This window comes from Streptomyces sp. NPDC037013 (assembly GCF_055607265.1).
On sequence record NZ_JBVJRV010000002.1, the window covers coordinates 216,840 to 241,836 of the forward strand.

The 24,997-nt window shown below is 67.8% G+C and carries 39 protein-coding genes; 36 read left to right on the forward strand and 3 right to left on the reverse strand.

Annotation, left to right across the window (positions count from 1 at the left end):
• Positions 1–122 precede the first annotated feature (122 nt).
• The 31 genes from rpsJ to truA all read left to right on the forward strand — a co-directional run bounded on the left by rpsJ (position 123) and on the right by truA (position 17,247).
• Positions 123–431, forward strand: a complete 309-nt coding sequence (gene rpsJ, locus ACZ7DY_RS06095; protein WP_003948644.1) for a 30S ribosomal protein S10 — start codon at positions 123–125, stop codon at positions 429–431.
• Between the two features lie 14 nt (positions 432–445).
• Positions 446–1,090, forward strand: a complete 645-nt coding sequence (rplC, locus tag ACZ7DY_RS06100) for a 50S ribosomal protein L3 (RefSeq protein ID WP_030782583.1) — start codon at positions 446–448, stop codon at positions 1,088–1,090.
• Positions 1,091–1,098: 8 nt separating this feature from the next.
• Positions 1,099–1,752, forward strand: a complete 654-nt coding sequence (gene rplD / locus ACZ7DY_RS06105; RefSeq protein ID WP_150171088.1) for a 50S ribosomal protein L4 — start codon at positions 1,099–1,101, stop codon at positions 1,750–1,752.
• Complete coding sequence (gene rplW / locus ACZ7DY_RS06110; RefSeq protein WP_055564827.1) at positions 1,752–2,171, forward strand: 50S ribosomal protein L23; 420 nt, start codon at positions 1,752–1,754, stop codon at positions 2,169–2,171. The genes rplD and rplW overlap by 1 nt, the downstream gene beginning before the upstream one ends.
• A gap of 39 nt (positions 2,172–2,210) precedes the next feature.
• Entirely contained in the window at positions 2,211–3,047 is an 837-nt protein-coding gene (gene rplB, locus ACZ7DY_RS06115) for a 50S ribosomal protein L2 (protein ID WP_355803847.1), read from the forward strand.
• Positions 3,048–3,059: 12 nt separating this feature from the next.
• A complete protein-coding gene (rpsS, locus tag ACZ7DY_RS06120; protein ID WP_030782571.1) occupies positions 3,060–3,341 on the forward strand; it encodes a 30S ribosomal protein S19 in 282 nt (93 codons plus the stop codon).
• Between the two features lie 41 nt (positions 3,342–3,382).
• Positions 3,383–3,730 (forward strand): 50S ribosomal protein L22, encoded by a 348-nt coding sequence (gene rplV, locus ACZ7DY_RS06125; protein ID WP_004571827.1) that lies wholly within the window; start codon positions 3,383–3,385, stop codon positions 3,728–3,730.
• Complete coding sequence (gene rpsC / locus ACZ7DY_RS06130) at positions 3,730–4,563, forward strand: 30S ribosomal protein S3 (protein ID WP_055564829.1); 834 nt, start codon at positions 3,730–3,732, stop codon at positions 4,561–4,563. Before rplV ends, rpsC begins: the two co-directional genes overlap by 1 nt.
• A gap of 5 nt (positions 4,564–4,568) precedes the next feature.
• A complete protein-coding gene (gene rplP, locus ACZ7DY_RS06135; protein ID WP_055698227.1) occupies positions 4,569–4,988 on the forward strand; it encodes a 50S ribosomal protein L16 in 420 nt (139 codons plus the stop codon).
• The gene (gene rpmC / locus ACZ7DY_RS06140) at positions 4,988–5,212 is read left to right on the forward strand and encodes a 50S ribosomal protein L29 (protein ID WP_006347226.1); all 225 of its coding nucleotides are present in this window, start codon (positions 4,988–4,990) and stop codon (positions 5,210–5,212) included. Before rplP ends, rpmC begins: the two co-directional genes overlap by 1 nt.
• Positions 5,212–5,496, forward strand: a complete 285-nt coding sequence (gene rpsQ, locus ACZ7DY_RS06145; protein WP_030782556.1) for a 30S ribosomal protein S17 — start codon at positions 5,212–5,214, stop codon at positions 5,494–5,496. The genes rpmC and rpsQ overlap by 1 nt, the downstream gene beginning before the upstream one ends.
• Before the next feature lie 100 nt (positions 5,497–5,596).
• Positions 5,597–5,965, forward strand: a complete 369-nt coding sequence (gene rplN, locus ACZ7DY_RS06150; RefSeq protein ID WP_003974257.1) for a 50S ribosomal protein L14 — start codon at positions 5,597–5,599, stop codon at positions 5,963–5,965.
• Between the two features lie 2 nt (positions 5,966–5,967).
• On the forward strand, positions 5,968–6,291 hold the full coding sequence (gene rplX / locus ACZ7DY_RS06155) for a 50S ribosomal protein L24 (RefSeq protein WP_030685463.1): 324 nt from the start codon (positions 5,968–5,970) through the stop codon (positions 6,289–6,291).
• Positions 6,291–6,848, forward strand: a complete 558-nt coding sequence (gene rplE, locus ACZ7DY_RS06160) for a 50S ribosomal protein L5 (protein WP_125514478.1) — start codon at positions 6,291–6,293, stop codon at positions 6,846–6,848. Before rplX ends, rplE begins: the two co-directional genes overlap by 1 nt.
• Positions 6,849–6,853: 5 nt before the next feature.
• Positions 6,854–7,039: a type Z 30S ribosomal protein S14 gene (locus ACZ7DY_RS06165; RefSeq protein WP_003956452.1), complete on the forward strand. Its 186-nt coding sequence runs from the start codon at positions 6,854–6,856 to the stop codon at positions 7,037–7,039.
• A gap of 210 nt (positions 7,040–7,249) precedes the next feature.
• Positions 7,250–7,648, forward strand: a complete 399-nt coding sequence (gene rpsH / locus ACZ7DY_RS06170) for a 30S ribosomal protein S8 (RefSeq protein ID WP_018528360.1) — start codon at positions 7,250–7,252, stop codon at positions 7,646–7,648.
• Positions 7,649–7,669: 21 nt separating this feature from the next.
• A complete protein-coding gene (gene rplF, locus ACZ7DY_RS06175; protein WP_471130718.1) occupies positions 7,670–8,209 on the forward strand; it encodes a 50S ribosomal protein L6 in 540 nt (179 codons plus the stop codon).
• A 3-nt stretch (positions 8,210–8,212) separates the two neighbouring features.
• Complete coding sequence (gene rplR, locus ACZ7DY_RS06180) at positions 8,213–8,596, forward strand: 50S ribosomal protein L18 (RefSeq protein ID WP_398300201.1); 384 nt, start codon at positions 8,213–8,215, stop codon at positions 8,594–8,596.
• A 41-nt stretch (positions 8,597–8,637) separates the two neighbouring features.
• Positions 8,638–9,243 (forward strand): 30S ribosomal protein S5, encoded by a 606-nt coding sequence (gene rpsE / locus ACZ7DY_RS06185; protein WP_055564834.1) that lies wholly within the window; start codon positions 8,638–8,640, stop codon positions 9,241–9,243.
• The gene (gene rpmD, locus ACZ7DY_RS06190) at positions 9,243–9,425 is read left to right on the forward strand and encodes a 50S ribosomal protein L30 (RefSeq protein ID WP_005481207.1); all 183 of its coding nucleotides are present in this window, start codon (positions 9,243–9,245) and stop codon (positions 9,423–9,425) included. Before rpsE ends, rpmD begins: the two co-directional genes overlap by 1 nt.
• 1 nt (position 9,426) lies before the next feature.
• Positions 9,427–9,882 carry a 50S ribosomal protein L15 gene (gene rplO / locus ACZ7DY_RS06195; protein WP_471130722.1) on the forward strand — a complete coding sequence of 152 codons (456 nt, stop codon included), beginning with the start codon at positions 9,427–9,429 and terminating at the stop codon, positions 9,880–9,882.
• Between the two features lie 226 nt (positions 9,883–10,108).
• Entirely contained in the window at positions 10,109–11,422 is a 1,314-nt protein-coding gene (secY, locus tag ACZ7DY_RS06200; RefSeq protein WP_471130724.1) for a preprotein translocase subunit SecY, read from the forward strand.
• Positions 11,422–12,075: an adenylate kinase gene (locus tag ACZ7DY_RS06205; RefSeq protein WP_471130726.1), complete on the forward strand. Its 654-nt coding sequence runs from the start codon at positions 11,422–11,424 to the stop codon at positions 12,073–12,075. The genes secY and ACZ7DY_RS06205 overlap by 1 nt, the downstream gene beginning before the upstream one ends.
• A gap of 116 nt (positions 12,076–12,191) precedes the next feature.
• Positions 12,192–13,028, forward strand: coding sequence for a type I methionyl aminopeptidase (map, locus tag ACZ7DY_RS06210; protein WP_471130728.1), 837 nt, complete (start codon positions 12,192–12,194; stop codon positions 13,026–13,028).
• Positions 13,029–13,187: 159 nt separating this feature from the next.
• Positions 13,188–13,409 (forward strand): translation initiation factor IF-1, encoded by a 222-nt coding sequence (gene infA / locus ACZ7DY_RS06215; RefSeq protein ID WP_003948620.1) that lies wholly within the window; start codon positions 13,188–13,190, stop codon positions 13,407–13,409.
• A gap of 57 nt (positions 13,410–13,466) precedes the next feature.
• Positions 13,467–13,580, forward strand: a complete 114-nt coding sequence (rpmJ, locus tag ACZ7DY_RS06220) for a 50S ribosomal protein L36 (RefSeq protein WP_003948619.1) — start codon at positions 13,467–13,469, stop codon at positions 13,578–13,580.
• Positions 13,581–13,769: 189 nt separating this feature from the next.
• A complete protein-coding gene (gene rpsM, locus ACZ7DY_RS06225; RefSeq protein ID WP_030782528.1) occupies positions 13,770–14,150 on the forward strand; it encodes a 30S ribosomal protein S13 in 381 nt (126 codons plus the stop codon).
• Between the two features lie 65 nt (positions 14,151–14,215).
• Entirely contained in the window at positions 14,216–14,620 is a 405-nt protein-coding gene (rpsK, locus tag ACZ7DY_RS06230; RefSeq protein ID WP_003948617.1) for a 30S ribosomal protein S11, read from the forward strand.
• A gap of 117 nt (positions 14,621–14,737) precedes the next feature.
• Complete coding sequence (locus ACZ7DY_RS06235; RefSeq protein WP_016645160.1) at positions 14,738–15,760, forward strand: DNA-directed RNA polymerase subunit alpha; 1,023 nt, start codon at positions 14,738–14,740, stop codon at positions 15,758–15,760.
• 81 nt (positions 15,761–15,841) lie between these two features.
• On the forward strand, positions 15,842–16,318 hold the full coding sequence (rplQ, locus tag ACZ7DY_RS06240; RefSeq protein ID WP_471130731.1) for a 50S ribosomal protein L17: 477 nt from the start codon (positions 15,842–15,844) through the stop codon (positions 16,316–16,318).
• Positions 16,319–16,392: 74 nt separating this feature from the next.
• Positions 16,393–17,247 (forward strand): tRNA pseudouridine(38-40) synthase TruA, encoded by an 855-nt coding sequence (gene truA, locus ACZ7DY_RS06245; protein ID WP_471130733.1) that lies wholly within the window; start codon positions 16,393–16,395, stop codon positions 17,245–17,247.
• A 31-nt stretch (positions 17,248–17,278) separates the two neighbouring features.
• Here truA and ACZ7DY_RS06250 read toward each other — a convergent pair whose 3' ends face one another.
• On the reverse strand, positions 17,279–18,145 hold the full coding sequence (locus ACZ7DY_RS06250) for a hypothetical protein (protein ID WP_471130735.1): 867 nt from the start codon (positions 18,143–18,145) through the stop codon (positions 17,279–17,281).
• A 74-nt stretch (positions 18,146–18,219) separates the two neighbouring features.
• Between ACZ7DY_RS06250 and ACZ7DY_RS06255 the strand changes: the two genes are divergently transcribed.
• The 4 genes from ACZ7DY_RS06255 to glmM all read left to right on the forward strand — a co-directional run bounded on the left by ACZ7DY_RS06255 (position 18,220) and on the right by glmM (position 22,207).
• Positions 18,220–19,440 carry a glycosyltransferase family 87 protein gene (locus ACZ7DY_RS06255; protein ID WP_471130738.1) on the forward strand — a complete coding sequence of 407 codons (1,221 nt, stop codon included), beginning with the start codon at positions 18,220–18,222 and terminating at the stop codon, positions 19,438–19,440.
• A 284-nt stretch (positions 19,441–19,724) separates the two neighbouring features.
• On the forward strand, positions 19,725–20,168 hold the full coding sequence (rplM, locus tag ACZ7DY_RS06260) for a 50S ribosomal protein L13 (RefSeq protein WP_030782512.1): 444 nt from the start codon (positions 19,725–19,727) through the stop codon (positions 20,166–20,168).
• Between the two features lie 42 nt (positions 20,169–20,210).
• Positions 20,211–20,732 carry a 30S ribosomal protein S9 gene (gene rpsI / locus ACZ7DY_RS06265; RefSeq protein ID WP_360768561.1) on the forward strand — a complete coding sequence of 174 codons (522 nt, stop codon included), beginning with the start codon at positions 20,211–20,213 and terminating at the stop codon, positions 20,730–20,732.
• Between the two features lie 116 nt (positions 20,733–20,848).
• Complete coding sequence (gene glmM, locus ACZ7DY_RS06270; protein ID WP_471130741.1) at positions 20,849–22,207, forward strand: phosphoglucosamine mutase; 1,359 nt, start codon at positions 20,849–20,851, stop codon at positions 22,205–22,207.
• A gap of 40 nt (positions 22,208–22,247) precedes the next feature.
• On the opposite strand, the gene ACZ7DY_RS06275 is transcribed toward glmM, so the two are convergent.
• The gene (locus ACZ7DY_RS06275) at positions 22,248–23,210 is read right to left on the reverse strand and encodes a DUF389 domain-containing protein (protein WP_471130743.1); all 963 of its coding nucleotides are present in this window, start codon (positions 23,208–23,210) and stop codon (positions 22,248–22,250) included.
• Positions 23,211–23,244: 34 nt separating this feature from the next.
• The gene (gene coaA / locus ACZ7DY_RS06280; RefSeq protein WP_471132337.1) at positions 23,245–24,225 is read right to left on the reverse strand and encodes a type I pantothenate kinase; all 981 of its coding nucleotides are present in this window, start codon (positions 24,223–24,225) and stop codon (positions 23,245–23,247) included.
• Positions 24,226–24,322: 97 nt separating this feature from the next.
• Between coaA and ACZ7DY_RS06285 the strand changes: the two genes are divergently transcribed.
• A complete protein-coding gene (locus tag ACZ7DY_RS06285) occupies positions 24,323–24,691 on the forward strand; it encodes a holo-ACP synthase (protein WP_471130745.1) in 369 nt (122 codons plus the stop codon).
• The last annotated feature ends 306 nt before the right edge of the window (positions 24,692–24,997 follow it).

Below are 24,997 nucleotides of genomic sequence, written 5' to 3' on the forward strand. Positions count from 1 at the left end.
GATTCCTTCGGGAGATCTGTATGAGCGGGACTGCGACACGCCCGACCGCGTGGGTCGGAGGAAGTAGAAAAAAGGGCCTTCCGGGGGCCAGAGCGTTCGAGACGAAGGACTACTAAGTAGCCATGGCGGGACAGAAGATCCGCATCCGGCTCAAGGCCTACGACCACGAGGTCATCGACTCTTCGGCGAAGAAGATCGTCGAGACGGTGACCCGCACTGGTGCGTCGGTCGCGGGCCCGGTGCCGCTGCCCACTGAGAAGAACGTGTACTGCGTCATCAAGTCGCCGCACAAGTACAAGGACTCGCGCGAGCACTTCGAGATGCGCACGCACAAGCGCCTGATCGACATCCTCGACCCCACCCCCAAGACCGTTGACTCGTTGATGCGCCTGGACCTTCCGGCCGGCGTCGACATCGAGATCAAGCTCTGAAGGGCGCGAAGAAGATGACCAAGCAGATCAAGGGCATCCTGGGCGAGAAGCTCGGCATGACCCAGGTCTGGGACGAGAACAACCGTGTCGTCCCGGTGACCGTGGTCAAGGCCGGGCCCTGCGTCGTTACCCAGGTCCGTACGAATGACAGCGACGGCTACGAGTCGGTCCAGATCGCCTTCGGCGAGATCGACCCGCGCAAGGTGAACAAGCCCCTCAAGGGCCACTTCGCCAAGGCCGACGTGACCCCCCGTCGCCACCTCGTCGAGATCCGTACCGCTGGTGCCAGCGAGTACACCCTCGGCCAGGAGCTGACTGCCGAGACGTTCGAGGCCGGTATCAAGGTCGACGTCACCGGCAAGAGCAAGGGCAAGGGCTTCGCCGGTGTGATGAAGCGTCACAACTTCCACGGTGGCAAGGCCTCCCACGGTGCCCACCGCGTGCACCGCAAGCCCGGTTCCATCGGTGGCTGTGCCACCCCCGGCCGTGTCTTCAAGGGCATGCGCATGGCGGGTCGCATGGGCAACGAGCGGGTCACCACCCAGAACCTGACCGTCCACGCCGTTGACGCGGAGAAGGGCCTGCTGCTCATCAAGGGCGCGGTTCCTGGTCCGAACGGCGGCCTCGTCCTGGTCCGTACCGCGGCCAAGGGGGCCTGAGGTAACCCATGAGCACCATTGACATCCTTTCGCCGGCAGGCGACAAGACCGGGACGGTCGAGCTCCCCGCGGAGATCTTCGACGTCGAGAAGATCAGCATCCCGCTGATCCACCAGGTCGTCGTCGCGCAGCTGGCCGCGGCCCGCCAGGGCACGCACAAGACCAAGACCCGCGGTGAAGTCCGTGGTGGCGGCAAGAAGCCGTACCGCCAGAAGGGCACCGGCCGCGCGCGCCAGGGTTCGACCCGTGCGCCGCAGTTCGCCGGCGGTGGCGTCGTCCACGGCCCCGTGCCGCGTGACTACTCCCAGCGCACTCCCAAGAAGATGAAGGCTGCCGCTCTGCGTCACGCCCTCACCGACCGGGCGCGCAACTCCCGCATCCACGTCGTCTCCGGCGTGGTCGAGGGCGAGATCTCGACGAAGGCCGCGAAGAGCCTGCTCGGCAAGGTCAGCGAGCGCAAGAACGTGCTCCTGGTCATCGAGCGCTCGGACGAGCTGTCGCTGCTCTCCGCCCGCAACCTGCCCCAGGTCCACATCCTGGAGCCGGGCCAGCTGAACACGTACGACGTGCTCGTCTCGGACGACGTGGTCTTCACCAAGGCCGCGTTCGAGTCCTTCGTGTCCGGCCCGAAGGCCACTGACACCGAAGGGAGCGAAGCCTGATGGCCATCCGTCACCAGAGCATCGCGTCCAAGGCTGCGAAGGCCGCCAAGGCCGCGCGTGTCGCCAAGGCGAAGCGCATCGCGACCGAGGGCAAGATCGCCGTTGAGCCCACCCCGCTGAGCAAGTCCTTCTCGGACCCGCGCGACGTCCTCGTCAAGCCGGTCGTCTCCGAGAAGTCGTACGCGCTGCTCGACGAGGGCAAGTACACGTTCATCGTGGCCCCGGGCGCCAACAAGACCCAGATCAAGCAGGCCGTCGAGGCGGTCTTCTCGGTCAAGGTCACCGGCGTCAACACGATCAACCGTCAGGGCAAGCGGAAGCGCACGCGCACCGGGTTCGGCAAGCGTGCCGACACCAAGCGCGCCATCGTGACCCTTGCTGAGGGCGACCGTATCGACATCTTCGGCCAGGCCTCCTAACGGAGTGCCCTGGTCCGAATATCGGACGAGGACTGAGAAATGGGAATCCGCAAGTACAAGCCGACTACGCCGGGCCGCCGTGGCTCCTCCGTAGCCGACTTCGTCGAGGTAACGCGGTCCACGCCGGAGAAGTCGCTGGTTCGCCCGCTGCACAGCAAGGGCGGCCGTAACAATTCCGGTCGTGTGACCGTTCGCCACCAGGGTGGTGGGCACAAGCGCGCCTTCCGCGTGATCGACTTCCGTCGTCACGACAAGGACGGCGTGCCGGCCAAGGTCGCGCACATCGAGTACGACCCCAACCGCACCGCGCGCATCGCGCTGCTGCACTACGCGGACGGCGAGAAGCGCTACATCCTCGCCCCGCGCGGCACGCAGCAGGGTGACCGGATCGAGAGCGGCCCCGGTGCCGACATCAAGCCCGGCAACAACATGGCGCTGCGCAACATCCCGGTGGGTACGACGCTCCACGCCATCGAGCTGCGGCCCGGCGGCGGCGCGAAGTTCGCCCGTTCCGCGGGTGCCTCCGTGCAGCTGCTCGCGAAGGAAGGCGCCATGGCGCACCTTCGTATGCCGTCCGGCGAGATCCGTCTCGTCGACGTGCGCTGCCGCGCCACCATCGGCGAGGTCGGCAACGCCGAGCAGTCGAACATCAACTGGGGCAAGGCCGGCCGCATGCGCTGGAAGGGCGTCCGCCCGACCGTGCGTGGTGTCGTGATGAACCCGGTTGACCACCCGCACGGTGGTGGTGAAGGCAAGACCTCCGGTGGTCGTCACCCGGTCTCGCCGTGGGGCAAGAAGGAGGGTCGTACTCGTGATCGCAACAAGGCGAGCAACAAGTACATCGTCCGCCGCCGCAAGTCGAACAAGAAGCGCTAGGAGCGGGTTTAGATGCCGCGCAGTCTCAAGAAGGGGCCCTTCGTCGACGACCACCTCGTAAAGAAGGTGGACGCCCAGAACGAAGCCGGCACCAAGAACGTCATCAAGACCTGGTCCCGTCGCTCGATGATCATTCCCAGCATGCTGGGTCACACGATCGCGGTGCACAACGGCAAGACCCACATCCCGGTGTTCGTCACCGAGTCGATGGTCGGCCACAAGCTCGGCGAGTTCTCGCCGACTCGCACCTTCCGCGGCCACGTCAAGGACGACCGGAAGTCGAAGCGCCGCTAACGCGGGGTGGAACGACTATGACTAACACCGAAGGGACAACCATGGAAGCCAGGGCCCAGGCGCGGTACATCCGCGTCACGCCCATGAAGGCCCGCCGCGTGGTGGACCTCATCCGTGGCATGGATGCCACGGAGGCTCAGGCGGTCCTGCGTTTCGCCCCGCAGGCCGCGAGCGTGCCGGTCGGCAAGGTGCTGGACAGCGCCATTGCCAACGCCGCGCACAACTACGACCACACCGACGCCTCTTCGCTGGTCATCAGCGAGGCGTACGTGGATGAGGGCCCGACCCTGAAGCGGTTCCGTCCGCGTGCCCAGGGCCGTGCCTACCGGATCCGTAAGCGGACCAGCCACATCACCGTGGTCGTCAGCAGCAAGGAAGGAACCCGGTAATGGGCCAGAAGGTAAACCCGCACGGGTTCCGGCTCGGTGTCACGACCGACTTCAAGTCGCGTTGGTACGCCGACAAGCTGTACAAGGACTACGTCAAGGAAGACGTCGCCATCCGTCGGATGATGACGTCCGGCATGGAGCGCGCCGGCATCTCGAAGGTGGAGATCGAGCGCACCCGTGACCGCGTGCGTGTGGACATCCACACCGCTCGTCCCGGCATCGTCATCGGCCGCCGTGGCGCCGAGGCCGACCGCATCCGCGGTGACCTCGAGAAGCTCACGGGCAAGCAGGTCCAGCTGAACATCCTCGAGGTCAAGAACCCCGAGGTCGACGCTCAGCTCGTGGCCCAGGCCGTGGCGGAGCAGCTGTCCTCCCGCGTCTCCTTCCGTCGTGCCATGCGCAAGAGCATGCAGTCGGCGATGAAGGCGGGCGCCAAGGGCATCAAGATCCAGTGTGGCGGCCGTCTCGGCGGCGCCGAGATGTCGCGCTCGGAGTTCTACCGCGAGGGCCGCGTGCCCCTGCACACGCTCCGCGCCAACGTCGACTACGGCTTCTTCGAGGCCAAGACGACCTTCGGCCGCATCGGCGTGAAGGTCTGGATCTACAAGGGCGACGTCAAGAACATCGCCGAGGTCCGCGCCGAGAACGCCGCTGCCCGCGCCGGCAACCGCCCGGCCCGTGGTGGCAACGACCGCCCGGCCCGTGGTGGCCGCGGTGGCGAGCGTGGCGGTCGCGGTCGCAAGCCGCAGCAGTCGGCTCCGGCCGCCGAGGCCCCCAAGGCCGAGGCGCCCGCCGCTGCTCCGGCTGCTGAGAGCACCGGAACGGAGGCCTGACCGAAATGCTGATCCCCCGTAGGGTCAAGCACCGCAAGCAGCACCACCCGAAGCGCAGCGGTATGTCCAAGGGTGGCACGCAGGTTGCGTTCGGCGAGTACGGCATCCAGGCGCTGACCCCGGCGTACGTGACGAACCGTCAGATCGAGGCAGCTCGTATCGCGATGACGCGTCACATCAAGCGTGGCGGCAAGGTCTGGATCAACATCTACCCGGACCGCCCCCTCACCAAGAAGCCTGCCGAGACCCGCATGGGTTCCGGTAAGGGTTCGCCGGAGTGGTGGGTCGCCAACGTCAAGCCCGGACGCGTGATGTTCGAGCTGTCGTACCCGAACGAGAAGATTGCTCGTGAGGCGCTCACCCGCGCTGCTCACAAGCTTCCGATGAAGTGCCGCATCGTCCGGCGCGAGGCAGGTGAGTCGTGATGTCGGCCGGTACCAAGGCGTCCGAGCTGCGCGAGCTGGGCAACGAGGAGCTTGTCAACAAGCTTCGCGAGGCCAAGGAAGAGCTGTTCAACCTCCGCTTCCAGGCGGCGACGGGCCAGCTCGAGAACCACGGCCGGCTCAAGGCCGTCCGTAAGGACATCGCGCGGATCTACACCCTGATGCGTGAGCGCGAGCTGGGCATCGAGACGGTGGAGAGCGCCTGATGAGCGAGAACAACGTGACTGAGAACACTGAGACCCGCGGATTCCGCAAGACCCGTGAGGGTCTGGTCGTCAGCGACAAGATGGACAAGACCGTTGTCGTCGCTGTCGAGGACCGCGTCAAGCACGCGCTGTACGGCAAGGTCATCCGCCGTACGAACAAGCTCAAGGCGCACGACGAGCAGAACGCTGCCGGCGTCGGCGACCGCGTCCTCCTGATGGAGACGCGTCCGCTGTCCGCCACCAAGCGCTGGCGCATCGTCGAGATCCTCGAGAAGGCCAAGTAATTCTCCGAGGGGCACCCCCCTCGGAGTTCGTTCCGCCAGGCTCCCGGGGCAGTTCAGCTGAACTGCCCCGGGGGAACCGGCAGACAATCAGGAGATAGACGTGATCCAGCAGGAGTCGCGACTGCGCGTCGCCGACAACACGGGTGCGAAGGAAATTCTCACCATCCGTGTTCTCGGTGGCTCGGGTCGCCGCTACGCGGGCATCGGTGACGTCATCGTCGCCACCGTCAAGGACGCGATCCCCGGTGGCAACGTGAAGAAGGGTGACGTCGTCAAGGCGGTCATCGTTCGCACCGTCAAGGAGCGCCGCCGTCCGGACGGCTCGTACATCCGCTTCGACGAGAACGCCGCCGTCATTCTGAAGAACGACGGCGACCCTCGCGGCACCCGTATCTTCGGCCCCGTCGGCCGTGAGCTGCGCGAGAAGAAGTTCATGAAGATCATCTCGCTCGCGCCGGAGGTGCTGTAAGCATGAAGATCAAGAAGGGCGACCTGGTCCAGGTCATCACCGGTAAGGACAAGGGCAAGCAGGGCAAGGTCATTGCCGCTTACCCGCGCGAGGAGCGCGTCCTGGTCGAGGGTGTCAACCGGGTCAAGAAGCACACGAAGGCCGGCCCGACCGCCAGCGGCTCGCAGGCCGGCGGCATCGTGACCACCGAGGCCCCCGTCCACGTCTCCAACGTCCAGCTGGTCGTGGAGAAGGACGGCAACAAGGTCGTCACGCGCGTCGGTTACCGCTTCGACGACGAGGGCAACAAGATCCGCGTTGCCAAGCGGACGGGTGAGGACATCTGATGACGACCACCACCACTCCGCGTCTGAAGACGAAGTACCGCGAGGAGATCGCGGGCAAGCTGCGTGAGGAGTTCTCGTACGAGAACGTCATGCAGATCCCCGGCCTGGTCAAGATCGTGGTCAACATGGGTGTCGGCGACGCCGCCCGTGACTCGAAGCTGATCGACGGCGCCATCCGCGACCTGACCACGATCACCGGTCAGAAGCCGGCCGTGACGAAGGCCCGGAAGTCCATCGCGCAGTTCAAGCTGCGCGAGGGCCAGCCGATCGGCTGCCACGTCACGCTCCGTGGCGACCGCATGTGGGAGTTCCTGGACCGCACCCTGTCGCTCGCGCTGCCGCGCATCCGCGACTTCCGCGGTCTGTCCCCCAAGCAGTTCGACGGCCGTGGCAACTACACCTTCGGTCTCACGGAGCAGGTCATGTTCCACGAGATCGACCAGGACAAGATCGACCGCGTCCGGGGTATGGACATCACCGTGGTCACCACGGCGACCAACGACGACGAGGGCCGTGCCCTCCTTCGTCACCTCGGCTTCCCGTTCAAGGAGGCGTAAGCGAGATGGCGAAGAAGGCTCTCATTGCCAAGGCTGCTCGTAAGCCCAAGTTCGGTGTGCGTGCGTACACCCGCTGCCAGCGCTGCGGCCGTCCGCACTCCGTCTACCGCAAGTTCGGCCTCTGCCGCGTGTGCCTTCGTGAGATGGCTCACCGTGGCGAGCTCCCGGGCGTGACCAAGAGCTCCTGGTAGTCCCCCCTTTTGGGACTGTCTGGATCTCTCGGTAAGTAAAGGGTTGGCAGCCGCCCTCCTCCGCATGGCTTAGGCTAGGAGGGTTGGGCGTCTGCCGCCCTGACCGACTTACTACGCCGTAGGTCCCCGCGCCGCACCCGTCCCGCCTCTGAGTGGGGAGAGGGATGGCGCAGATAGGAAACCCCGGCGAGAGAGGCCGAAGGCCAATTCATGACCATGACTGATCCGATCGCGGACATGCTGACTCGTCTGCGTAACGCGAACTCGGCGTACCACGACACCGTGGCGATGCCGCACAGCAAGATCAAGTCTCACATCGCGGAGATCCTCCAGCAGGAGGGCTTCATCACGGGCTGGAAGGTCGAGGACGCCGAGGTCGGCAAGAACCTCGTTCTCGAGCTGAAGTTCGGCCCGAACCGTGAGCGCTCCATCGCGGGCATCAAGCGGATCTCCAAGCCCGGTCTCCGGGTTTACGCGAAGTCCACCAACCTGCCGAAGGTCCTCGGCGGCCTCGGCGTGGCGATCATCTCCACGTCGCACGGTCTCCTGACCGGCCAGCAGGCAGGCAAGAAGGGCGTAGGTGGGGAAGTCCTCGCCTACGTCTGGTAGTCGGGAACGGAGGAATAGCTAATGTCGCGTATTGGCAAGCTCCCCATCACGGTTCCCGCCGGCGTGGACGTCACCATCGACGGCCGTACGGTCGCGGTGAAGGGCCCCAAGGGCTCTCTCTCGCACACCGTTGTCGCGCCGATCGAGATCGCTAAGGACGAGGACGGCGTTCTGAACGTCACCCGTCCGAACGACGAGCGTCAGAACAAGGCCCTGCACGGCCTGTCCCGCACGCTGGTGGCGAACATGATCACCGGCGTGACCCAGGGTTACGTGAAGAAGCTCGAAATCAGCGGTGTCGGTTACCGCGTCCTCGCGAAGGGCTCCAACCTGGAGTTCTCGCTGGGCTACAGCCACCCGATCCTGGTCGAGGCCCCCGAGGGCATCACCTTCAAGGTGGAGTCCCCGACCCGTTTCTCGGTCGAGGGCATCGACAAGCAGAAGGTCGGCGAGGTTGCGGCCAACATCCGCAAGCTGCGCAAGCCCGACCCGTACAAGGCCAAGGGTGTCAAGTACGAGGGCGAAGTCATCCGCCGCAAGGTCGGAAAGGCGGGTAAGTAAGCCATGGCATACGGTGTCAAGATTGCTAAGGGCGACGCTTACAAGCGTGCTGCCATCAAGCGTCGTCACATCCGCATCCGTAAGCACATCTCGGGTACGGCTGAGCGTCCGCGCCTGGTCGTGACGCGCTCCAACCGCCACATCGTGGCCCAGGTCATCGACGACATCAAGGGTCACACCCTTGCGTCGGCGTCGACCCTGGACACCACGATCCGCGGCGCCGAGGGCGACAAGTCCGCGCAGGCCAAGTCGGTCGGCGCCCTGGTCGCCGAGCGCGCCAAGGCCGCCGGTGTCGAGACTGTCGTGTTCGACCGTGGTGGTAACCAGTACGCCGGGCGCATCGCCGCCCTGGCGGACGCCGCCCGCGAAGCCGGACTCAAGTTCTGAGTCGGTTCCGTAGCTAGCGGAAACAGAGAGAGGTAATTCCAATGGCTGGACCCCAGCGCCGCGGTGGCGGTGCCGGTGGCGGCGAGCGGCGGGACCGGAAGGGTCGCGACGGTGGCAACGCCGCCGCCGAGAAGACCGCGTACGTTGAGCGCGTCGTCGCGATCAACCGCGTCGCCAAGGTTGTGAAGGGTGGTCGTCGCTTCAGCTTCACCGCGCTGGTCGTGGTGGGCGACGGTGACGGCACCGTGGGTGTCGGTTACGGCAAGGCCAAGGAGGTGCCGGCCGCCATCGCCAAGGGTGTTGAGGAGGCCAAGAAGCACTTCTTCAAGGTCCCCCGTATCCAGGGCACCATCCCGCACCCCATCCAGGGCGAGAAGGCCGCGGGCGTCGTCCTGCTCAAGCCTGCTTCCCCCGGTACCGGTGTTATCGCCGGTGGCCCGGTGCGTGCGGTGCTCGAGTGCGCCGGCGTTCACGACATCCTGTCGAAGTCCCTGGGCTCCGACAACGCGATCAACATCGTGCACGCGACCGTGGCGGCCCTCAAGGGCCTGCAGCGTCCCGAGGAGATCGCGGCTCGCCGTGGTCTGCCCCTCGAGGACGTCGCCCCCGCGGCTCTCCTTCGTGCGCGGGCTGGAGCGGGTGCGTAATGGCACAGCTCAAGATCACGCAGACGAAGTCGTACATCGGCAGCAAGCAGAACCACCGCGACACCCTGCGCTCCCTTGGTCTCAAGGGCATCAATACGCAGGTCGTCAAGGAGGACCGCCCCGAGTTCCGCGGCATGGTGCACACCGTCCGCCACCTCGTGACGGTTGAGGAGGTCGACTGACATGGCGGAGCAGAACCCGCTGAAGGTCCACAACCTCCGGCCCGCCCCGGGCGCCAAGACCGCCAAGACCCGTGTGGGTCGTGGTGAGGCGTCCAAGGGTAAGACCGCTGGTCGTGGTACCAAGGGCACCAAGGCCCGTTACCAGGTTCCGGAGCGCTTCGAGGGTGGCCAGATGCCCCTCCACATGCGTCTCCCGAAGCTCAAGGGCTTCAAGAACCCGTTCAAGACCGAGTTCCAGGTCGTGAACCTCGACAAGCTGAGCGCGCTGTACCCGGAGGGTGGCGAGGTCACCGTCGAGGGTCTCGTCGCCAAGGGTGCCGTTCGCAAGAACAGCCTTGTCAAGGTCCTCGGCTCGGGCGAGGTCACCGTGGCGCTGCAGGTGACGGTCGACGCCGTCTCCGGCTCCGCCAAGGAGAAGATCACCGCCGCCGGCGGTACCGTCACCGAGCTCGTCTGATATTCCCTCAGACGTGTCGATGACATGAGCGATTCCCAGCCGGGGATGCCCCACAAAAGGGGCATCCCCGGTTGGTCGTTCCAAGGGGGGCACGGTCGCCGGTAAGGTGGCGTGCACTGTCCAAGCTCCGTGCGGCCTGCCCGCACGGTTTTCTTGACTGATACGTATTCGTCGAACCTCAGACCACCACCTCTGACGCACGCGCGCGGGGGTCGCAGGAGGCACCGTGCTCACCGCGTTCGCCCGGGCGTTCAAGACGCCCGACCTGCGCAAGAAGCTGCTCTTCACGCTCGGCATCATCGTGATCTACCGGGTGGGCACACATGTGCCGATCCCCGGTATCGACTACAAGCACGTCCAGACCTGCATCGACAACGCGAATGCGAACCAGGGTCTGTTCGGTCTCGTCAACATGTTCAGCGGTGGCGCGCTGCTGCAGATCACGATCTTCGCGCTCGGCATCATGCCGTACATCACGGCGAGCATCATTCTGCAGCTGCTGACCGTGGTGATCCCGCGACTCGAGGCCCTCAAGAAGGAGGGCCAGGCCGGCACAGCGAAGATCACGCAGTACACGCGCTACCTGACCATCGCGCTCGCGATCCTGCAGGGCACCGGCCTGGTGGCCACCGCCCGCACCGGCACCCTCTTCCAGGGCTGCCCCGTCGCCAGCGAGATCGTCCCCGACCAGTCGATCTTCGCCACCATCACGATGGTCATCACGATGACCGCCGGTACGGCCTGTGTGATGTGGCTCGGTGAGCTCATCACCGACCGCGGCATCGGCAACGGCATGTCGATCCTGATGTTCATCTCGATCGCCGCGACCTTCCCGAGCGCCCTGTGGGCCATCAAGCAGCAGGGTGACCTGGCGGGCGGCTGGATCGAGTTCGGCACCGTCATCGCGGTCGGTCTCGTCATGGTCGGTCTGGTGGTCTTCGTCGAGCAGGCGCAGCGGCGGATCCCGGTCCAGTACGCGAAGCGCATGATCGGTCGCCGGTCCTACGGCGGTACCTCGACCTACATTCCGCTGAAGGTCAACCAGGCGGGCATCATCCCTGTGATCTTTGCCTCCTCGCTTCTCTACATTCCGGCTCTCGTCGCCCAGTTCGCGGGCGGCAATTCCGGATGGAAGCGGTGGATCGAGGCGAATCTGACCAAGGGTGACCACCCGATTTACATCGCCACGTACTTCATCCTGATCGTCTTCTTCGCCTTCTTCTACGTCGCGATCTCCTTCAACCCCGAGGAAGTCGCCGACAACATGAAGAAGTATGGTGGCTTCATCCCGGGCATCCGGGCTGGCCGTCCGACCGCTGAGTACCTGAGTTACGTACTCAACCGGATCACGTGGCCGGGTTCGCTGTACTTGGGTCTGATCGCTCTTGTGCCGACGATGGCGTTGGTGGGCTTCCAGGCGAACCAGAACTTCCCGTTCGGCGGGACGAGCATCCTCATCATCGTGGGTGTGGGTCTGGAAACCGTGAAGCAGATCGAGAGCCAGCTCCAGCAGCGCAATTACGAAGGGTTCCTCCGCTGATGCGAATCGTCCTCGTCGGGCCGCCCGGTGCGGGCAAGGGAACGCAGGCCGCGTTCCTCGCCAAGAACCTGTCGATCCCGCACATCTCCACGGGCGACCTCTTCCGTGCCAACATCAGCCAGGGCACGGAGCTGGGCAAGCAGGCGAAGGCGTACATGGACGCCGGAAACCTCGTTCCCGACGAGGTGACGATCGGCATGGCGAAGGACCGCATGGCGAAGCCGGACGCCGTGAACGGCTTCCTGCTCGACGGCTTCCCGCGCAACGTCTCGCAGGCGGAGGCGCTGGACGTGGCGCTCAAGGCCGATGACGTGAAGCTCGACGCCGTCCTGGACCTGGAGGTCCCGGAGGACGAGGTCGTCAAGCGGATCGCCGGCCGCCGCATCTGCCGCAAGGACTCCAGCCACGTCTTCCACGTGACGTACTCGCAGCCGAAGCAGGAAGGCGTCTGCGACGTCTGCGGCGGCGAGCTCTACCAGCGCGAGGACGACAGCGAGGACACCGTCCGCAAGCGCCTGGAGGTCTACCACACGCAGACCGAGCCGATCATCGACTACTACCGGACCCAGGGTCTGGTAGTGACGATCTCGGCGCTCGGCAAGGTGGACGAGGTCACCGCGCGTGCGATGGACGCCCTGAAGGGCGACAAGTAGCCGGTACGCTGTTTCGGCCGCGGTGCCCGTAAGGGGACCGCGGCCGTACTGTTGTATGCGTACCCCGTGCGGGTGCGTGGCCGGTTTGTCGACGGATGACGGAGAGCGGAAGCCCCATGGTGCAGATCAAGACCCCCGAGCAGATCGCGAAGATGCGTGAGGCGGGCCTTGTCGTCGCCGCGATCCACGCCGCGACCCGTGAGGCGGCGGTGCCCGGCGCCACCACCAAGGACCTGGACGACGTCGCCCGCAAGGTGATCGCCGAGCACGGCGCGAAGTCGAACTTCCTCGGGTACGGCGGCTTCCCCGCGACGATCTGCACCTCGGTGAACGAGGTCGTCGTGCACGGCATCCCCGACGACAAGACCGTCCTGAAGGACGGCGACATCATCTCCATCGACGCGGGCGCGATCGTGGACGGCTGGCACGGCGACGCCGCGTACACCGCGTTCGTGGGCACCGGTCACGCCCCGGAGCTGGTCGAGCTCTCCCGGGTGACCGAGGAGTCGATGTGGGCCGGCATCGCGGCGATGAAGCAGGGCAACCGCCTCATCGACATCTCCCGGGCCATCGAGACGTACATCCGCCGCCAGCCGAAGCCCGGCGGCGGCAAGTACGGCATCGTCGAGGACTACGGCGGCCACGGCATCGGCACCGAGATGCACATGGACCCGCACCTCCTCAACTACGTCGAGCGCCGGCGCGGCAAGGGCCCCAAGCTGGTGCCCGGCTTCTGCCTGGCCATCGAGCCCATGGTCTCGCTGGGTACGCCGCGGACCGAGGTGCTGGAGGACGACTGGACCGTCATCACGACGGACGGGACCTGGTCCTCGCACTGGGAGCACTCGATCGCTCTCACGGAGGAGGGGCCCCTCGTGCTGACGGCCCCGGACTGCGGCAAGGCGCGGCTCGCTGCGTACGGGGTGACCCCGGCGCCCGACCCCCTGGGCTGACCGCGCCCCCCTTGCTTAAGGATCTTCGTCGTGGGGCAGACTTTCTCGATTCGTCTTTCCGAGTGCACTGACGTAGACTGACGCGTCGGCTCTCGTGCATCCGTGTGTCTCCATACGGCGCATGAAGTCGATCAAGGTAGTCGATTCGAAGGGCGAAGCGTGGCCAAGAAGCAAGGTGCCATCGAGATCGAAGGCACTGTCGTCGAGTCTCTTCCGAACGCCATGTTCAAGGTGGAGCTCCAGAACGGCCACCAGGTCCTGGCACACATCAGCGGCAAGATGCGCATGCACTACATCCGCATCCTCCCTGACGACCGGGTCGTGGTGGAGCTGTCTCCGTACGACCTGACCCGTGGCCGGATCGTCTACCGGTACAAGTAGATCTTGCCCGCATCCCGCTCGCGCGGGGTGGTGGCACTGACCCGGAGAACCTCACCAATGAAGGTCAAGCCGAGCGTCAAGAAGATCTGCGACAAGTGCAGGGTGATCCGCCGTCACGGCCGGGTCATGATCATCTGCGACAACCCGCGCCACAAGCAGCGCCAGGGCTGACGTACGACTGCAGTTCGCAGATTTTCGCGCGACGCAAGCAAAGTAGATACGCAGGACCCGTCCCTCTTCAGATCCATCGGTAATGGAGGGCGACACCCCCGGTCGGAGGCCGGGGACCCAGGATGTACCTGATACGGCACCTGGGAGTGGTTCTGCTGAAGACCTCCGAAGAATCAACAGGAGCCATGAATGGCACGCGTTGAAGGCGTTGACCTCCCGCGCGAAAAGCGCATCGAGGTCGCCCTCACCTACGTGTTCGGCATCGGCCGCACGCTGGCCCAGCAGACGCTGGACGCCACCGAGGTGGACCGCAACACCCGCGTCCGCGACCTGACCGAGGAAGACCTCGTCAAGATCCGCGAGTACGTGGACGCCAACATCAAGACCGAGGGTGACCTCCGTCGCGAGATCCAGGCCGACATCCGCCGCAAGGTCGAGATCGGCTGCTACCAGGGTCTGCGTCACCGTCGTGGCCTGCCCGTCCGCGGTCAGCGCACCAGCACCAACGCCCGCACCCGCAAGGGCCCGCGTCGCGCCATCGCCGGTAAGAAGAAGCCGGGCAAGAAGTAGTCCTCGCTCAGCGGTCTATCGACAGCTGACGCTGCAGGACCGACCACCTCCCGTAGGAGTTATAGATGCCCCCGAAGGGTCGTCAGGGCGCTGCCAAGAAGGTGCGCCGCAAGGAAAAGAAGAACGTCGCCCACGGGCACGCTCACATCAAGAGCACGTTCAACAACACGATCGTGTCCATCACGGACCCGACCGGCAACGTGATCTCCTGGGCCTCCGCCGGCCACGTCGGCTTCAAGGGCTCGCGCAAGTCCACGCCGTTCGCCGCGCAGATGGCCGCCGAGTCGGCTGCCCGCCGCGCCCAGGAGCACGGCATGCGCAAGGTCGACGTCTTCGTCAAGGGCCCGGGTTCCGGTCGTGAGACCGCCATCCGTTCGCTCCAGGCGACCGGCCTCGAGGTCGGCTCGATCCAGGACGTGACGCCCACGCCGCACAACGGCTGCCGTCCGCCCAAGCGCCGCCGCGTCTGACGCAGGCCGCTTGATCTGAGGGTCCGGGCGGTACGGCTCTTCGGAGCCGTATCGCCCGTATCCTTGTCATGTATCAGGGCATCAAATAGTGGGTGCCCCTGACTGAAGGATTCCTTCATGCTCATTGCACAGCGCCCGTCGCTGACCGAAGAGGTCGTCGACGAGTTCCGCTCGCGGTTCGTCATCGAGCCGCTGGAGCCGGGCTTCGGTTACACCCTCGGCAACTCCCTCCGCCGCACCCTCCTCTCGTCGATCCCCGGCGCTGCTGTCACCAGCATCCGCATCGACGGTGTCCTGCACGAGTTCACCACCGTGCCGGGCGTCAAGGAGGACGTCACCGACCTCATCCTCAACATCAAGCAGCTGGTCGTCTCCTCGGAGCACGACGAGCCGGTCGTGATGTACCTGCGCAAGCAGGGCCCGGGTCTGGTCACCGCCGCCGACATCGCGCCCCCGGCCGGTGTCGAGGTGCACAACCCCGACCTCGTCCTCGCCACGCTCAACGGCAAGGGCAAGCTGGAGATGGAGCTGACCGTCGAGCGCGGTCGCGGCTACGTCTCCGCCGTGCAGAACAAGCAGGTCGGCCAGGAGATCGGCCGCATCCCGGTCGACTCGATCTACTCGCCGGTCCTCAAGGTCACCTACAAGGTCGAGGCGACCCGAGTCGAGCAGCGCACCGACTTCGACAAGCTCATCGTCGACGTCGAGACCAAGCAGGCCATGCGTCCGCGTGACGCCATGGCATCGGCCGGCAAGACCCTGGTCGAGCTGTTCGGTCTGGCCCGCGAGCTCAACATCGACGCCGAGGGCATCGACATGGGCCCGTCCCCGACGGACGCCGCCCTCGCCGCCGACCTGGCGCTGCCGATCGAGGAGCTCGAGCTCACCGTCCGGTCGTACAACTGCCTCAAGCGCGAAGGCATCCACTCGGTGGGCGAGCTCGTGGCCCGCTCCGAGGCGGACCTGCTCGACATCCGCAACTTCGGTGCGAAGTCGATCGACGAGGTCAAGATGAAGCTCAACGGCATGGGCCTGGCCCTGAAGGACTCGCCCCCCGGCTTCGACCCGACCGCCGCCGCCGACGCCTTCGGCGCGGACGACGACGCCGACGCCGGCTTCGTCGAGACCGAGCAGTACTGATGAACTGCCCGAGGGCGTCCGCCCTCGGGGCCCTGTCCCCGGTACCTGATACGGCCGGGGCAGATCACTAGGAGAAACACCATGCCGAAGCCCACCAAGGGTGCCCGTCTGGGCGGCAGCGCCGCGCACGAGAAGCTCCTCCTGGCGAACCTCGCCAAGCAGCTCTTCGAGCACGGCCGCATCACCACCACCGAGGCGAAGGCCCGTCGCCTGCGCCCGTACGCGGAGCGTCTGGTCACCAAGGCGAAGAAGGGTGACCTTCACAACCGCCGCCAGGTGCTGTCCGTCATCACCGACAAGAGCATCGTGCACACGCTCTTCACGGAGATCGGCCCGCGCTACGAGAACCGCCCGGGTGGCTACACCCGTATCACCAAGATCGGTAACCGCCGTGGCGACAACGCGCCCATGGCCGTCATCGAGCTGGTGGAGGCCCTGACCGTGGCCCAGGAGGCCACCGGTGAGGCCGAGGCCGCGACCAAGCGCGCGGTCAAGGAAGACGCCGTCAAGAAGGACGAGGCCGTCGAGGCCCCGGCCGAGGAGTCCAAGGACGCCTGAGGCTCTGCCTTGCTGTGAGCGGGTCCGCCCCCTGCGGGGCGGGCCCGCTCTCGCGTTGTCGAGAGGATTGCGGTGTGAGTGACGAGGTAGAGCCCGGGTTCGTACGGGTGCGGCTGGACCTGTCGTACGACGGCAGGGAGTTCTCCGGCTGGGCCAAGCAGCGCCAGGGGCAGCGGACCGTACAGGGCGAGATCGAGGCGGCGCTGCGGACCGTGACGCGGTCGCAGGAGACGTACGAGCTGACCGTGGCGGGGCGGACCGACAGCGGGGTGCACGCCCGGGGGCAGGTGGCCCACGTCGATCTGCCGGAGGGCGTGTGGGAGGAGCACCGCGAGAAGCTGCTGCGGCGGCTCGCGGGACGGCTGCCGCACGACGTGCGCGTGTGGAAGGTCGCCGAGGCGCCGGCCGGCTTCAATGCGCGGTTCTCGGCCGTCTGGCGGCGGTACGCCTACCGCGTGACCGACCATCCCGGTGGCGTCGACCCGCTGTTGCGCGGCCATGTGCTCTGGCACGACTGGGAGTTGGACCTCGACGCGATGAACGCCGCCGCCGAGCGGCTCATCGGGGAGCACGACTTCGCGGCCTACTGCAAGCGGCGCGAGGGCGCCACCACCATCCGTACGCTGCAGGAGCTGCGGTGGGAGCGGCGGCCCGACGGCATCTACGAGGCCACCGTGCGGGCGGACGCGTTCTGCCACAACATGGTGCGCTCGCTGGTCGGCGCGATGCTCTTCGTGGGGGACGGGCACCGGCCCGTGGAGTGGCCGGCGAAGGTGCTGGCGGCCGGGGTGCGGGACTCCGCGGTGCACGTGGTGCGGCCGCACGGGCTCACCCTGGAAGAGGTCGGCTACCCTGCCGACGAGCTGCTCGCGGCACGCAGCAAGGAGGCCCGCAACAAGCGGACGCTGCCCGGGGCCGGGTGCTGCTGAGGCTCCCCGGCCCGGGTCCCGTACGGCGGGTCTACTGCGGGGCCTGTGCCGCGGCCGACGCCTGGGCCTCGCCCCGCTGCTGGATCCGCTGGAAGGCGAAGCGGGCCAGGTCGTCGCCGACGGCGTAGGCCTTGCGGTCGCCGGTCGTCACGTCCTTGCCGCTGGTGTAGCCCGTGGTGGTGAAGTAGGCGTACCGGCCGTGGGAGTTGTAGGTGCCGCGGCACACCCCCGTACGGCAGAAGGTGGGTACGCCCTTGCCGGGCAGGGAGTCGACCAGGCCCTGCTTCACCTGGTCCTTGACCTTGGTGGCGTCGGCCGCGGTGTCGAAGACGGCGACGCCGACCGTGACCGCGACGCCGTCCCTGAGGTAGCTGGCGCGGATCAGGCGCGTGCAGTCGTGCTTGGCGAGGATCGAGCCGAGGGCGCTCTGGGTGACGGACGTGCACGTGGTGGTGGAGTCGGTCGCGCCCTTCTTGTAGACGTGCTCGCCCGAGCGCAGGGACTTGCCGGGGAAGAGGCCCTCCGGGGTGAGCGGCGCCTTGTCCTTCTTGGCGCTGGAGATGAAGTCCTTGGGGTCCGGCGGGGGCGGCGGCGTGGTCGCCTCGAACGACGGCTCGGCGTTCTTGCTGGCGCCGGGGATGTCCGCGGCCGTCGGCAGCTCGCTCGCGGGCTTGTTCGCGGTGGTGTCGTCGTCGCTGTTGGCGGAGACGACCGTGATGGCCACGGCCGCGGCGATGCCGACCGTGGCGAGTGCGCCGCCGCCGATCATCAGCCATTTGCGGCGGCGGGCGCGCGCTTCGGAGGCCTCGGCCAGTGCCGCCCAGTCGGGCGTGGGGCCGCCGCCGGGCCCGCCCGTTCCCCCCGGACCCCACTGAGGTCCCCCTTGCCCAAAGCTCATGGGGCGCATCTTAGACGGGCGTTCCGGGATGTTGAGCCGGGGTCGCGCGGGGATTCCGCCCTAGCCTGAGCCCCATGGAAACGGGCAAAACGTCTGTTAGCGGGTGGTTGTCGCGGCCGGCCGAGTGGCAGGTCCGGTGGGTGCTCGGGGTGGTGCTGATCGCCGCGGTGGTCCGGGTGGGGCTGCGCACCCCGGACGGCGGCATGGACAACGCCATCGTGGTGCGGGCCGCCGAGGCGTGGCTGGCGGGCCGCTCGCCCTACGCCGACCGGCACTTCCTCTATCTGCCGGGCGCCGTGCTCGCCGCCGTGCCGCAGGCGGTGCTGCCGGCGGCCGTCGTGCGCTTCCTGGTGCCCGCGTCGGTGACCGCCGGGCTCGTCGTGGGCTGGGCGTGCGCCCTGCGGATCCACGGGGTGGCGTGGCGCAGCCGGTTCGCGGTCTACGGCCTGCTCGGGCTCGCCCTCGGCTTCGCGCCCTTCGGTCACCTCGTCGACCTCGGCAACTGGACGGTGGGCTCGGTGGCGGCGCTGCCGCTCGCGCTGCTGCTCGCCTGCCGGGGGAGGTGGGTGGCGGCGGGGCTCGTCGTCGGTGCGGCCGTTGCCCTGAAGCCGCTGCTCGCGCCCGTCGCGCTCCTCTTCGTCCTGGCACGCCGTCCGCGGGCGCTGGGCGCGGCGGTAGGTGTGCCCGCGCTGGTGTCGGCGGCCGCGGCGCTCGCCATGCCGGACCCCGCCGGGTTCTTCACCCGGACCCTGCCGTTCCTGCTCCGCGGCGACGACGCCTTCGTCCGTCTCTACGAGGCGTCCCCCTCTGCGGTGCTCGCCCGGCTCGGGGTGCCGCAGACGGGTGCCGCGCTGCTGGCCGGCTGCGCGGCCCTGGCCGGGCTGTGGTGTGCCCGGCAGCGGTGGGAGAGGGGGGACGAGGGGCCCGCGCGGGTGGTGGAGTGCGCCGTGATGCTGATGCTTTCGGCCTTTCTCGTCTCCCGTCCCTCGTACGACCACTACCTGCTCGTCGTGGTTCCGCTGCTGCTCGCGGGGGTGCTGACGCCGGGGGCGGCGGCGCGCGGTCCGTGGTTCTGGGTGGCGCTGGTGCCGCAGGTGCCGGGGTTCACCTGGCCGTGGCTGGAGCCGGGGACGCGCCGGGCCTTCAAGGACGCGGTGACGTTGTGCCTGCTCGCGGGCGCGGCCGGGTGGGCGTGCGGGGCGGGCAGGGTCGCCGCCGGGCGGGGGGTGCGAGGCGGCCTGCGGGTGCCCGGCGGGCGGCGGACCGAGGCGGGCGAGGCGGCGCGGAGCGGATGAGCCGTATGCTGGGGAGCGCAGACCTGCCCGTGGGGTGCGAGCCGCCGGTGGCGGTCTCCAGAGCCGCGTTTTGACCGGTACGGGGCGGCGCGGGTACTCTCGGGGATTGATACGTATTGGTGTCCTCGATCTCACGCGAAAGGGCCCTTACGTAGGTTCCCTGGAGCAGTTACCAGTGGCTCGCATACGGGCAGCGTCCCCGGCATTGTGGGCCCCAGCTGCATGATCGCTTCCTGGGTGCCGTGTGTCTGGACCCCATCCACTGAAGAAGCGAAGGCTACTAAGTGCGTACGTACAGCCCCAAGCCCGGCGATGTGACCCGCCAGTGGCACGTCATCGACGCCCGGGACATCGTCCTCGGTCGTCTGGCGACCACCGCTGCCACCCTCCTGCGTGGCAAGCACAAGCCGATCTACGCCCCCCACGTTGACACCGGTGACTTCGTCATCATCATCAACGCGGAGAAGGTGCACCTCTCCGGCAACAAGAAGACCCAGAAGATGGCGTACCGCCACTCCGGCTACCCGGGTGGTCTGCGTTCCGTCCGTTACGACGAGCTGCTCGAGAAGAGCCCCGAGAAGGCTGTCGAGAAGGCCGTCAAGGGCATGCTCCCCAAGAACACCCTGGGCCGTCAGATGCTCTCGAAGCTGAAGGTCTACGCGGGCGACCAGCACCCGCACGGCGCTCAGCAGCCGGTCCCGTTCGAGATCACCCAGGTCGCGCAGTAGTTCCGGCCACCCCCAAAGACGTAAAGAAATCTGAGGAGAATCGTGGCCGAGACCACCGTTGAGCAGCCGGTCGAAGAGACCGAGGTTGTTGACGTCGAGCAGTACACCACCGAGTCCGAGGCCCCCGTCGAGGGCGAGTACACCTCGGAGTCGAACGCCGCGCGCTTCGGCGACCCGCAGCCGGCCGCCGGCCTGGGGCGTCGCAAGAACGCCATCGCCCGCGTCCGGATCGTCCCGGGCACCGGCAAGTGGAAGGTCAACGGGCGCACGCTCGAGGACTACTTCCCGAACAAGGTCCACCAGCAGGAAGTCAACGAGCCCTTCAAGGTGCTCGAGCTCGACAACCGCTACGACGTCATCGCCCGCATCTCGGGTGGCGGCGTCTCCGGTCAGGCCGGTGCGCTCCGTCTCGGTGTCGCCCGTGCGCTGAACGAGGCCGACGTCGAGAACAACCGCGGCGCCCTGAAGAAGGCCGGTTACCTCAAGCGTGACGACCGTGCGGTCGAGCGCAAGAAGGCCGGTCTCAAGAAGGCCCGCAAGGCTCCGCAGTACAGCAAGCGCTAAACCGCTGCCTGCTCGTACTTCTCGTTCGCCCCGGCGGCACTCACCGTGCTGCCGGGGCGTTCGTCTATTCAGGAACCCCTGAGGCAATTCGTTTTTTGAACGTTCGGAGGACAGCAGTGGGACGACTCTTCGGCACGGACGGCGTGCGTGGTGTCGCCAACGCGGATCTGACGGCCGAGCTCGCGCTCGGACTCTCCGTGGCGGCGGCGCACGTACTGGCCGAGGCGGGCACCTTTGAAGGCCACCGGCCGAAAGCCGTGGTCGGGCGTGACCCGCGCGCGTCCGGGGAGTTCCTGGAAGCGGCGGTGGTCGCGGGTCTCGCGAGCGCGGGCGTGGACGTCCTGCGCGTCGGTGTGCTGCCCACCCCCGCGGTGGCCCATCTCACCGGTGCGCTGGGCGCCGACCTCGGTGTCATGCTCTCCGCCAGCCACAACGCCATGCCCGACAACGGCATCAAGTTCTTCGCCCGCGGCGGCCACAAGCTCGCCGACGAGCTGGAGGACCGCATCGAGTCCGTCTACGAGGAGCACCGCACCGGCGCCCCCTGGCAGCGGCCCACCGGTTCCGGCGTCGGCCGCGTCACCTCGTACGACCAGGGCCTCGACCAGTACGTCGCCCACCTCATCGGGGTGCTGCCCAACCGCCTCGACGGGCTGAAGATCGTCCTCGACGAGGCGCACGGCGCCGCCGCCCGCGTCTCGCCCGAGGCATTCGCCCGCGCCGGTGCCGAGGTCATCACGATCGGCGCCCGGCCCGACGGCCTGAACATCAACGACGGCTGCGGCTCCACCCACCTGGAGCTGCTCAAGGCCGCCGTCGTCGAGCACAAGGCCGACTTCGGCATCGCGCACGACGGGGACGCCGACCGGTGCCTCGCCGTGGACCACACCGGCGCCGAGGTCGACGGCGACCAGATCCTCGCCGTGCTCGCCCTCGCCATGCGGGAGCACGGCACGCTGCGTCACGACACCGTTGTCGCCACGGTCATGTCCAACCTCGGCTTCAAGCTCGCCATGGAGGCCCAGGGGCTCTCCCTGGTGCAGACCGGCGTCGGCGACCGGTACGTCCTGGAGGCGATGAAGGAGCACGGCTTCGCCCTCGGCGGCGAGCAGTCCGGGCACGTGATCGTCCTCGACCACGCCACCACCGGCGACGGCACGCTGACCGGGCTGCTGCTCGCGGCCCGGGTCGCCGAGACCGGCCGGACGCTCGCGGACCTGGCGAGCGTCATGGAGCGGCTCCCGCAGGTGCTGATCAACGTCCCCGACGTCGACAAGTCGCGCGTGAAGACCTCGGCGGAGCTGTCCGCCGCCGTCGCCGACGCCGAGCGCGAGCTGGGCTCCACGGGACGGGTGCTGCTGCGCCCCTCCGGGACCGAGCCGCTGGTACGGGTGATGGTCGAGGCCGCCGACATCGAGCAGGCGCGGTCCGTGGCAGGCCGCCTCGCCGACGTGGTGAAGTCGGCGCTGGGCTAAGGCCCCGGGGGCTCTGAGAACCCCTCGGCGGCCGGGCCGGTCACGGGGCCTTCGGCCACGTGTGCGCCGTCCTGGCCGTCCGCCGGCGCTGCTGGGCCCAGAGGAGCTTCTGGGCCAGCAGCGTCGCCGTACCGGCCAGGACGATGCCGAGCAGGTTGAGCAGGAGCTGCTCGGTGGAGCCCCAGGCCTGCTTGTACTCGCTGTAGCCGAAGGCGACCGCGGCGTTCGCCGCCGCGGGGACCGTCGTCACCGAGATCGCCACGCCGACCAGGGCACCCGACTTCGCCGAGGTGAGGGAGAGCGTGCCCGCGGCGCCCGCGAGGACCGCCACCACGAACGAGAACCAGTCGGGGCGGTAGACGAAGTTGGTGTTCGGCCGCTCCGCCTTGAGGGCGCCGTCGCTGAACAGCCCCATCGCGTCCATGAACAGGCTGAACCCGACCGTCACCGCCATGGCCACCGCGAAGCCCACGAGCAGCGCGGTCAGTGAGCGCAGGGCCAGCCGGGGAGCGCGCTGGACCAGCGCCGTGCAGAACCCCGCGAGCGGTCCGAACTCGGGTCCCACCGCCATCGCTCCCACGACGAGGATCGCGTTGTCGAGCACGACGCCGCACGCCGCGATCATCGTGGCGAGCGTGATGAAGGCGACGTAGGTGATGGAGAGCGTGGACTCCTCGTGCGTCGCCTCGGCCAGGTGCTCCCAGAGCACCGCGTCCGCCCCCTCGCCCGGCGCCTCCTCCTCCGCCTTGTCGGCGCGGCGGGAGAGCGACAGGTCGATGTTCTCCACCGCGATCGAGCCCGACTCGTCGATGCCGAGCGCGCGCAGCCCGCGGAGCAGGCCGTCGCCCGCCTCCCGGGCCACGTCGCACATGACGACGTCGCCCACGGGGTTGCGGGCCGCGCCGGGCACCACCGCGAGATGGGTGGCACCGACCGTGCGCTCGATCAGGCGCACCGCGTCCTCGGTGATGTCCGGCGGTGTGATCAGGCGCAGATGCAGCATGTGCGCAGGTTAACGGGGTCGACCGGGGTTCCGGTCACAGCTTGCGCAGGCTCAGGCGCTGCACCTTGTGGTCGGGGCCCTTGCGGACGACGAGCGTGGCGCGGCTGCGGGTGGGGGCCACGTTCTCCACGAGGTTCAGCTTGTTGATGGTGCGCCAGGTGGTGCGGGCGTAGTCGAGCGCCTCCTCCTCCGACACCTGGGTGTACTTGCGGAAGTACGAGGAGGGGTCCTGGAAGGCCGTCTGGCGCAGCTTCTTGAAGCGGTTCAGGTACCAGCGCTCGATGTCGTCCGCGCGGGCGTCGACGTACACGCTGAAGTCGAAGTAGTCCGCGAGGCCCACGCGGGTACGGCCGTCCTTGCCGGGCAGCGCGGGCTGCAGGACGTTCAGGCCCTCCACGATGAGGATGTCCGGGCGGCGCACCGTCAGGCGCCGGTCCGGCACGATGTCGTAGATCAGGTGCGAGTAGACGGGGGCCGTCACCTCGTCCTTGCCGGCCTTGATGTCCGCGACGAAACGGGTGAGCGCGCGGCGGTCGTACGACTCCGGGAAGCCCTTGCGGGACATCAGGCCGCGGGCCTGAAGCTCCTTGGTGGGGAGCAGGAAGCCGTCCGTCGTGACCCGCTCCACGCGGGGGTGTTCCGGCCAGCGGGAGAGCAGGGCCTGCAGGAGGCGGGCGACGGTGGACTTGCCGACCGCGACGGAGCCGGCGACTCCTATGACGAAGGGGGTGCCCGACTGGGAACCCTTCTCGCCGAGGAAGGTGTTGAGCGCTCCGCGCAGGCCGTCCGTCGCGCCGACGTAGAGGTTCAGGAGGCGGGAGAGCGGGAGGTAGATGTCGCGGACCTCGTCCAGGTCGATGACGTCACCGAGGCCGCGGAGCTGCTCCACCTCCTCCGCCGTCAGGGGCAGAGGCGTCTTCTCGCGAAGCGCGCTCCACTCGGTGCGGGTGAGGTCGAGGTAGGGAGTCGCCTCCGGCTTCGGCCGGTGGGCGCTCCTGGGTGCCGTCGGGGGCACGGAGACCGAAGAGATCACAGTCCATTGTTACGGCTGTTTGAACGCGGCGGGGGGTCGGGCGGGGGGTGGGGTACGTCACCTGTGTCACGCTGATCCGGTGATTATTGGGGTTGGTATCGACGTCGCGGAGATCGACCGGTTCGCGGCGGCGCTGGAGCGGACGCCGGGGATGGCCGAGCGGCTCTTCGTGGAGAGCGAGCTGCTGCTGCCGGGCGGGGAACGGCGGGGGATCGCCTCACTGGCGGCGCGGTTCGCGGCGAAGGAGGCGCTGGCCAAGGCGCTGGGGGCGCCCAGTGGGCTCCGGTGGACGGATGCCGAGGTGTACGTGGAGGAGAGCGGGCAGCCGCGGCTGCGGGTCCGGGGAACGGTGGCCGACCGGGCGTCCGTCCTGGGGGTCCGCTCGTGGCACGTGTCGCTGAGCCATGACGCGGGGGTGGCTTCGGCGGTGGTGGTGGCGGAGGGGTAGGGGCGGGAGGTGTGTGCGGCTGCGTGTGCGGCTTCGCTTGGGCTGGGGTCTGCGCGGGCTGTTCGGTTGTGGGTCGGGGCCGCGGGGGTATGTGCGTACTCGCTATCCCTGCGCCACGCTGCACGAACAAAGACGCCATGGTTCGCTCGGTGCTCCGTGCGCACATACCCCCACGTCCCCTCCCGTCTCGATCGCGGCTGCGGCCCGGTGGGGGTAGCTCCCGCCGGGACCGTCCCTGACCGGCGTCGCGGGGTATACCTGCCCGCCCCGACTCCCTGCGGTGCGGGTAAAGCCACCCCCACCCGG

Coding starts and splice junctions, on each gene's coding strand:
- rpsJ (WP_003948644.1), top strand. CDS start 123: ATGGCGGGACAGAAGATCCGCATCCGGCTCAAGGCCTACGACCACGAG.
- rplC (WP_030782583.1), top strand. CDS start 446: ATGACCAAGCAGATCAAGGGCATCCTGGGCGAGAAGCTCGGCATGACC.
- rplD (WP_150171088.1), top strand. CDS start 1,099: ATGAGCACCATTGACATCCTTTCGCCGGCAGGCGACAAGACCGGGACG.
- rplW (WP_055564827.1), top strand. CDS start 1,752: ATGGCCATCCGTCACCAGAGCATCGCGTCCAAGGCTGCGAAGGCCGCC.
- rplB (WP_355803847.1), top strand. CDS start 2,211: ATGGGAATCCGCAAGTACAAGCCGACTACGCCGGGCCGCCGTGGCTCC.
- rpsS (WP_030782571.1), top strand. CDS start 3,060: ATGCCGCGCAGTCTCAAGAAGGGGCCCTTCGTCGACGACCACCTCGTA.
- rplV (WP_004571827.1), top strand. CDS start 3,383: ATGGAAGCCAGGGCCCAGGCGCGGTACATCCGCGTCACGCCCATGAAG.
- rpsC (WP_055564829.1), top strand. CDS start 3,730: ATGGGCCAGAAGGTAAACCCGCACGGGTTCCGGCTCGGTGTCACGACC.
- rplP (WP_055698227.1), top strand. CDS start 4,569: ATGCTGATCCCCCGTAGGGTCAAGCACCGCAAGCAGCACCACCCGAAG.
- rpmC (WP_006347226.1), top strand. CDS start 4,988: ATGTCGGCCGGTACCAAGGCGTCCGAGCTGCGCGAGCTGGGCAACGAG.
- rpsQ (WP_030782556.1), top strand. CDS start 5,212: ATGAGCGAGAACAACGTGACTGAGAACACTGAGACCCGCGGATTCCGC.
- rplX (WP_030685463.1), top strand. CDS start 5,968: ATGAAGATCAAGAAGGGCGACCTGGTCCAGGTCATCACCGGTAAGGAC.
- rplE (WP_125514478.1), top strand. CDS start 6,291: ATGACGACCACCACCACTCCGCGTCTGAAGACGAAGTACCGCGAGGAG.
- ACZ7DY_RS06165 (WP_003956452.1), top strand. CDS start 6,854: ATGGCGAAGAAGGCTCTCATTGCCAAGGCTGCTCGTAAGCCCAAGTTC.
- rpsH (WP_018528360.1), top strand. CDS start 7,250: ATGACCATGACTGATCCGATCGCGGACATGCTGACTCGTCTGCGTAAC.
- rplF (WP_471130718.1), top strand. CDS start 7,670: ATGTCGCGTATTGGCAAGCTCCCCATCACGGTTCCCGCCGGCGTGGAC.
- rplR (WP_398300201.1), top strand. CDS start 8,213: ATGGCATACGGTGTCAAGATTGCTAAGGGCGACGCTTACAAGCGTGCT.
- rpsE (WP_055564834.1), top strand. CDS start 8,638: ATGGCTGGACCCCAGCGCCGCGGTGGCGGTGCCGGTGGCGGCGAGCGG.
- rpmD (WP_005481207.1), top strand. CDS start 9,243: ATGGCACAGCTCAAGATCACGCAGACGAAGTCGTACATCGGCAGCAAG.
- rplO (WP_471130722.1), top strand. CDS start 9,427: ATGGCGGAGCAGAACCCGCTGAAGGTCCACAACCTCCGGCCCGCCCCG.
- ACZ7DY_RS06205 (WP_471130726.1), top strand. CDS start 11,422: ATGCGAATCGTCCTCGTCGGGCCGCCCGGTGCGGGCAAGGGAACGCAG.
- map (WP_471130728.1), top strand. CDS start 12,192: ATGGTGCAGATCAAGACCCCCGAGCAGATCGCGAAGATGCGTGAGGCG.
- rpmJ (WP_003948619.1), top strand. CDS start 13,467: ATGAAGGTCAAGCCGAGCGTCAAGAAGATCTGCGACAAGTGCAGGGTG.
- rpsM (WP_030782528.1), top strand. CDS start 13,770: ATGGCACGCGTTGAAGGCGTTGACCTCCCGCGCGAAAAGCGCATCGAG.
- rpsK (WP_003948617.1), top strand. CDS start 14,216: ATGCCCCCGAAGGGTCGTCAGGGCGCTGCCAAGAAGGTGCGCCGCAAG.
- ACZ7DY_RS06235 (WP_016645160.1), top strand. CDS start 14,738: ATGCTCATTGCACAGCGCCCGTCGCTGACCGAAGAGGTCGTCGACGAG.
- rplQ (WP_471130731.1), top strand. CDS start 15,842: ATGCCGAAGCCCACCAAGGGTGCCCGTCTGGGCGGCAGCGCCGCGCAC.
- ACZ7DY_RS06250 (WP_471130735.1), bottom strand. CDS start 18,145: ATGAGCTTTGGGCAAGGGGGACCTCAGTGGGGTCCGGGGGGAACGGGC.
- ACZ7DY_RS06255 (WP_471130738.1), top strand. CDS start 18,220: ATGGAAACGGGCAAAACGTCTGTTAGCGGGTGGTTGTCGCGGCCGGCC.
- ACZ7DY_RS06275 (WP_471130743.1), bottom strand. CDS start 23,210: ATGCTGCATCTGCGCCTGATCACACCGCCGGACATCACCGAGGACGCG.